Origin of the sequence: Streptomyces sp. NPDC059456 (assembly GCF_042750055.1) — a bacterium.
Lineage (GTDB): Bacteria > Actinomycetota > Actinomycetes > Streptomycetales > Streptomycetaceae > Streptomyces.
The window spans coordinates 1-6,361 of sequence record NZ_JBHYVA010000501.1; the positions used below are offsets into that span (position 1 = coordinate 1).

The 6,361-nt window shown below is 75.9% G+C and carries 5 protein-coding genes; 1 reads left to right on the forward strand and 4 read right to left on the reverse strand.

What is annotated here, in order from left to right:
* Nucleotides 1-75 precede the first annotated feature (75 nt).
* The gene (locus tag ACFXA3_RS31605; protein ID WP_385192329.1) at nucleotides 76-615 is read right to left on the reverse strand and encodes a rhodanese-like domain-containing protein; all 540 of its coding nucleotides are present in this window, start codon (nucleotides 613-615) and stop codon (nucleotides 76-78) included.
* A gap of 94 nt (nucleotides 616-709) precedes the next feature.
* Here ACFXA3_RS31605 and ACFXA3_RS31610 point away from each other — a divergent pair, with 94 nt between their 5' ends.
* The gene (locus ACFXA3_RS31610; RefSeq protein WP_385192332.1) at nucleotides 710-1,156 is read left to right on the forward strand and encodes an Lrp/AsnC family transcriptional regulator; all 447 of its coding nucleotides are present in this window, start codon (nucleotides 710-712) and stop codon (nucleotides 1,154-1,156) included.
* Here the strand turns inward: ACFXA3_RS31610 and ACFXA3_RS31615 are convergent.
* The 3 genes from ACFXA3_RS31615 to ACFXA3_RS31625 form a co-directional block, all read right to left on the reverse strand.
* Complete coding sequence (locus tag ACFXA3_RS31615; protein ID WP_385192334.1) at nucleotides 1,146-4,157, reverse strand: AAA family ATPase; 3,012 nt, start codon at nucleotides 4,155-4,157, stop codon at nucleotides 1,146-1,148. The genes ACFXA3_RS31610 and ACFXA3_RS31615 overlap by 11 nt on opposite strands.
* Entirely contained in the window at nucleotides 4,154-5,317 is a 1,164-nt protein-coding gene (locus ACFXA3_RS31620; RefSeq protein WP_385192336.1) for an exonuclease SbcCD subunit D, read from the reverse strand. Before ACFXA3_RS31620 ends, ACFXA3_RS31615 begins: the two co-directional genes overlap by 4 nt.
* Nucleotides 5,318-5,451: 134 nt before the next feature.
* The gene (locus tag ACFXA3_RS31625) at nucleotides 5,452-6,078 is read right to left on the reverse strand and encodes a YigZ family protein (protein WP_385192338.1); all 627 of its coding nucleotides are present in this window, start codon (nucleotides 6,076-6,078) and stop codon (nucleotides 5,452-5,454) included.
* Nucleotides 6,079-6,361 lie beyond the last annotated feature (283 nt).

Consider the following 6,361-nt stretch of genomic DNA (forward strand, 5'->3'; position numbering starts at 1 on the left):
GCCGCCACGCCGCCGCGCCCCCCCCCCCGGGGCGGGTGGGCGGCCCGTACGGGGTCGCGGCGCGCGGCGGGCGCCTCAGCAGCCGCAGTCGTCGGAGTCGGTGGGTGCGGTCAGCGGGTCCGCCTCGGTGCGCTGCCGGCCTCCCTGCCAGGTCTCGACCTCGAAGCCCTCGCGGATCCAGTACTCGATGCCGCCGAGCATCTCCTTGACCTGGAAGCCGAGCCGGGCCAGGGCGAGGGCGGAGCGGGTGGCGCCGTTGCAGCCGGGGCCCCAGCAGTACGTGACGACGGGCAGGTCCTTGTCGAGGAGCCGCTCGGCCTGCTCGGGGATGAGGGCGGTCGGCAGGTGGATCGCGCCGGGTACGTGGGCCTGGTCCCAGGCCGGGGTGGAGCGCGAGTCGACCAGCTGGAAGCCGAGTGCGGCGCCCTGCTCGCGGTGGGCCTCGAAGGCGGCGGCGACATCGGACACGTCCGCGTGGAAGGCGAGGCTCGCCTCGAAGTAGGCGGCGGCCGCGGCCGGAGTGGCCGGGGGCACCCGGAGCACGGGGTTGGCGGTGGTCGTGGCGGCGGCCGGGAGGGTGCCCGCTTCGGTGAGCTGCGTCTGCGTGGTCGTCATGGCGTCGAATCTACGAGGCACTGATCATCTCGGGAAGTGCCATTCCCCGGCCTTCCTCTTGTTCAGCCGGGGATTCCACTGCTACATCTGGTCCATGACCGACTATTCCCCTGACGCCACCGACTGGCGCATCCTGACGGCCCTCCAGGAGGACGGCCGGGCCAGTTTCGCCGATCTCGCGCGCGCCGTCTCCATGTCCGCGAGCGCGGTCACCGAGCGGGTGCGCCGGCTGGAGGAGGCGGGCGTGATCACCGGGTACACGGCCGTGGTGGACCCGGAGAAGCTGGGCAAGTCCATCCTGGCGCTGGTCCGGCTGCGCTATCCGCACGGCAACTACAAGCCGTTCCACGACCTGCTGGAGGCCACCCCGGAGATCCTGGAGGCCCACCACGTCACGGGGGACGACTGCTTCGTGCTCAAGGTGGCGGCCCGCTCGATGGGGCACCTGGAGGAGGTCGCGGGCCGGATCTCGGGCCTGGGCGCCGTCACGACCAGCATCGTGTACTCCTCACCGCTGCCGCGGCGCCCGCTCAGTCCGTGAGGGCCGCGGTGCGGTGGCGCACGACGGAACCGCCGCGCTGCTTGACGATCTCCAACTGGGCCTGGACGCGGGTGCGCAGGTCGCCGACGTGGCTCACGATGCCGACGCTGCGGTCCCGTTCGCGCAGCGAGTCCAGTACGTCGAGCACCTCGTCCAGCGCCTGGTCGTCGAGGCTGCCGAAGCCCTCGTCGATGAAGAGGGTGTCGAGGCGCATGCCGCCCGCCTCGTCGGTGACGACGTCGGCGAGGCCGAGGGCCAGGGCGAGGGAGGCGAAGAAGGTCTCGCCGCCCGACAGGGTGGCGGTGTCCCGCTCGCTGCCGGTCCAGGCGTCCACCACGTGCAGCCCGAGGCCGGAGCGCCCGCGTCCGCTCGCCTTGGCGTCGGAGTGGACGAGCGTGTAGCGGCCGCCGGACATCCGCAGCAGCCGCACCGTGGCGGCGGCCGCGACCTGCTCCAGACGGGCGGCCAGGACGTACGCCTCCAGCCGCATCTTGCGCTCGTTGTCGGCGGAGGTGCCCGCCGTGAGCCCGGCCAGCCGGGCCACCCGGTCGTACGCCTCGCGCAGCGGGCCCAGCGCCCGCAGCTCCTGTTCGGCGTGCCGGGACAGCCGGTCCAGCTCCGCGCAGCGCACCCGGGCGGCGTCGACGGCGGAGCCGGCCGTGCGCAGCAGGGCCGCGGCCCGTTCGGCGGCGGCCCCGGCGGCCTCCGGGCCGGCCGGGGGCAGGTCTGCCGCGGCGGCGGTGTCGCGCTCGCCGCGGCGGTCGGCCAGCATGGCCTCCTCGGCCTGCCAGGCGTCCAGGCGGTGCTGGAGCGCGGTGCGTTCGTAATCCGGCAGGACCGCGTCGGCGGCGGCCTCGACGGTGTCGAACCCGGCCTTGAAGGCGGCGTCGGCGAGCCGGTCGTCGGCCTCCTTGAGCCGGGCGGCGGTGTCCTCGGCCCGGCGCAGTGCGGTGGCGGCCCCGGTGACCATCCGGACCCGGTCCTCCAGGGTCCGGGCGCGGGCCGCGACCGTGGGCGCGTCGCCCCGTACGACGGCCAGCTCGGCCTCCAGCGCGGCCTGTTCCTGGTCCAGGGCCTCGCGCCGGGAGGCCCGGGCGGCGGACCGCCGCTCGGCGTCGAGCCGGTCGGCGCTGCGGACGGCGTGCTCGCGCTCGGCGCCGGCGAGCCGCTCCCGGGCCGTGTGCAGTCCGGCGGCCGCGGCGTGGGCGGCGGCGTGCCGGGAGCTCAGGTCCGAGGTCAGGGCGAGGAGTTCGTCGGTGGTGGCCTCCCCTGCGGCGGCCGCGGCCTCGGCGCGGGCCTCCCGGACGGCGGCGAGCGTGCTCTCGACGGCGGCCCTGCGCGCCTCGGCCTGCTCGGAGCGGGCCTGGGCGGCGTCCTCGGCGGCCCGGTCCACGTGCCCGGGGGCCGGCCGCGCCGGAGCGGGGTGCTCCGCCGATCCGCACACCGTGCACGCCTCGCCGGGCACCAGCGACTCGGCGAGCTCGGCGGCGATGCCGCGCAGCCGGGCCTCCTTCAGCTCCAGCCAGCGTTCCCGTGCGGCGGCGGACTCCTCGCGTACGGAGAGCAGTTCGCCCTCGGCGTGCTGCGCGTCGGCGTCCAGTGCGTCGCGGCGCCGGGCGGCGTTCAGGTGCATCCGGGCCGGCTCCAGCCGGCCGGCGAGCTGTTCGGCCAGGGTCGCGGCCTGCTGGGCGGCGTCCACCCGCTCGGCCAGCGCGGTGCGGGTGCTCTCCCAGCGGGCGAGCCAGTCGGCGGTCTCCCGCAGTTGCTCCTCGGCGTCGCGGGCCTCCCGCTCCAGGGTGGCCCGTTCGCGGCCGATCCCGGCGCTGCGCTGCTCGGACCGCTGGGCGGCGCCGAGCGCGCCGAGGTCCTCGCGCAGCCGCTGTTCCACGGCGGACAGCTGCTCGGTGCCCGCTCCGGCGAGGGCGGGCGGGAGCTGCGCGCGGGCGGCGGCCTCGGCGTGGGCGGCGGTCAGGTGCGCGGCGGACGCCGCGCCGCGCAGTTCCAGGGCGGGGGCGACGAGGGCGCCGCGGCGGGCCCGGTCCAGCAGGGCGCGGACCCGTTCGCGTTCGGGCCCGGCCTCGGCGAGCAGGGCGGCGCGGCGGGCCGTCTCGGCGTGCCGGCGCTGGAGGCGGTCGAGCTCCCGGGCGTCCTCGGCGGCCCGCCGGGCGGCGGCGTGCCGGGCCTCGACGGCGGCGAGCCCGTACTCGGCGACGGTGAGCCGTTCGCGGGCGGAGCATCGGGCGACGGCGGCCCAGGCCCGGATCGCCCCGGCCAGTCCGGGGTCGCCGGGCTGGTGTCCGGGCAGCGGCCAGGCGCGCAGGTCGGCGCTGTCGCCGGCCGCCTGGGCGAGCCGCTGGGCGGTGCCGAGCACCTTCTCGTCGCCGGCGCGGACCTTGGCCTCGGCGGCCCGGCGGCGCTCGGCGAGCAGTGCCTCGACGGCGGCGAAGCGGCGGGTGTCGAAGAGCCGGCCCAGCAGCCGGCCCCGCGCCGCCTCGTCGGCCCGCAGGAAGCGGGCGAACTCGCCCTGCGGCAACAGCACGACCTGGCAGAACTGTTCGCGGCTCATGCCGAGCAGTTGCTCGATCTCCTCGCCGATCTCCTGGTGGGAGCGGCTGAGGGCGAGCCAGTGCTCCCCGTCGTACTCGCGCAGCCGGCTCTGCGCCTTGTCCTTGGTGGTGCCGGTGCCGCGCTTCTTGGGGCGGTCCTGCTCGGGGCGGCGGGTGATCTCCAGGCGCCGTCCGCCGGCGGTGAGTTCGAGGGTGACCTCGGTCGGCGTCGCGGCGTCGGCGTGGTCGCTGCGCAGGCTGGTGCCGGGGGCCTGGCGGGGGCCGGGCACCGATCCGTACAGGGCGTAGCAGACGGCGTCGAGGACGGAGGTCTTGCCGGCGCCGGTGGGGCCGTGGAGCAGGAAGATCCCGGCGCCGGACAGGGCGTCGAAGTCGATCTCCTGGGGTGCGGCGAAGGGGCCGAAGGCGGTGATGCGCAGCCGGTGCAGCCTCATCGGCGGGTCTCCTGCCGGGTGTCGTCCGCCCGCACGTCTTCGAAGGCGCCCTGGAGTACGGCCCGTTCGGCTTCGTCGGCACCGCCGCCGCGCACGTGGGCGACGAAGTCCTCGGCGATCTCCTGGTCGCTGCGGCCCTTGAGGCGCTGGGCGTAGGAGGCCGCGCCGGTCTCCGGGCGGCCTTCGGGGTCGAAGGCGAGGCTGAGGGTGTGCGGGAAGCGGGCGGCGAGCCGGGCCATGGGGTCCTCGGGCCGGACGGGGTCGGTGAGGGTGGCCTCGATCCAGGAGTCCTCGTACGCGGCGTGCGCGGGCTCCTCCAGCAGTGCGTCGAGCCGTCCCCTGAGCCGGGCGAGCGGCCGTGGCACGGGGGTGTCGATGCGCTCGGCGGTGATCTCCCCGGCCGGGCCGAGGTCGATCAGCCACATGGTCTTGCGGTGGTCGGCCTCGGAGAAGGAGTAGGCGAGCGGGGAACCCGAGTAGCGGACCCGTTCGTTGATCGTCTGGCAGCCGTGGAGGTGGCCGAGCGCGGCGTAGTCGACCCCGTCGAAGACGGCGGCGGGGACGGCCTCCACGCCGCCGACGGCGATGTCGCGCTCGCTGTCGCTGGCCTGCCCGCCGGTGACGAAGGCGTGGGCGAGGACGACGGAGCGGGTGCCGGGGGCGCGGGCGGCGAGGTCGGCCCGGACCAGGTCCATGGCCGCGCCGAGGACGGCCTCGTGGCTCACCCCGCCCGCACCGAACCGGTCCTTCACCAGGGCGGGCTCCAGGTACGGCAGTCCGTACAGCGCCACCTCCCCGTGCACGTCGGCCAGCACCACGGGGTCGGCGCAGCCCTCGGGATCGGTGCGCAGGTGGATCCCGGCGCGGCCGATCAGTCCGGCGCCGACGCCGAGCCGGCGGGCGGAATCGTGGTTTCCGGAGATCATCACGGTGGGCACGCCGAGGTCGGCGAGCCGGTGCAGGGCCCGGTCGTACAGCTCGACGGCGGGCAGCGGGGGCACGGCGCGGTCGTAGACGTCGCCGGCGACGAGGACGGCGTCGACCTCGTGCTCGCGGACGGTCTCGACCAGGTGGTCGACGAAGGCGGCCTGGGCGCCCAGCAGGTTGACGCGGTGGAAGGACCGGCCGAGGTGCCAGTCGGAGGTGTGCAGGAGCCTCACTCGCCGGCCCCGCCGGACGTCGCGCCGCACATGTTCTTCCGTCCCCCTGGTCGTCCCGGTCCGTCCCGGGCGGTCACTCCCGCTCGCCGGGACCCTCTACGCTAACGCGTCCGCGGTGCCCCCGGGGCCCGTCCTCAGGACGCGTACGTCTCCCCGCCGAGGGTGAGGGTGGCGCTGCCCGCCGTGCTGTCGGCGAGCCAGGCCTCGAAGGCGGGCAGGTCCGCCTCCGGCAGGGCGACCTCGATCTCGACCGCGGCCCCGTAGCGCAGGTCCACCACGGTCCGGCCGGTGGAGCGCAGGTCGTTCTGGGTCTTGCCGGCCCGCTGGTGGTCGACGGTGACGGTGGCCAGCCGGTAGCGGCGGCGGGTGAGGGTGCCGAGTTCGTCGAGGGCCTCGCCGACGACGCCGCCATAAGCCCGGATCAGGCCGCCGGCGCCGAGCTTCACGCCGCCGTAGTAGCGGGTGACCACGGCGACGGCGTACCGGATGTCGCGGCGCATCAGCATCTGGAGCATGGGCACCCCGGCGGTCCCGCCGGGTTCGCCGTCGTCGCTCGCCTTCTGGACCGAGGCGTCGGCCCCGATGACGTACGCGAAGCAGTTGTGCGTGGCGGTGGGGTGCTCCTTGCGGATGCGCGCGATGAACTCCTGCGCCTCCTGCTCGGTGGCCGCGGGGGCGAGCGAGCACAGGAAGCGCGAGCGGTTGATCTCCGCCTCGTGCACGCCCTCGCGGGCCACCGTCACGTACTGGTCTGACTTCACCGCTCCACCCTACGGGGAATCGGACATGCGTCCTTTCCGTTGATCCCGGATGCGGGCCCGCGCCGCGGGGCGCCACCGCCAGGGCACAAGGGTGGGGCCCCCGGGCCCGCGACCCCCCCAACAAACCCAAAATACACACCCAACTCGGCGACAACCGGGGGGGGGGGGGGGCGGTGGGGGTGGGGGCGACGCGGGTGCCCGAGCGGGACGGGGTGGTCTTGGGGGCGGCGGTGGAGTGAGCGTCGAACGCCGATCTGGCGGTCCTCCTCCACCTGTCCCAGGG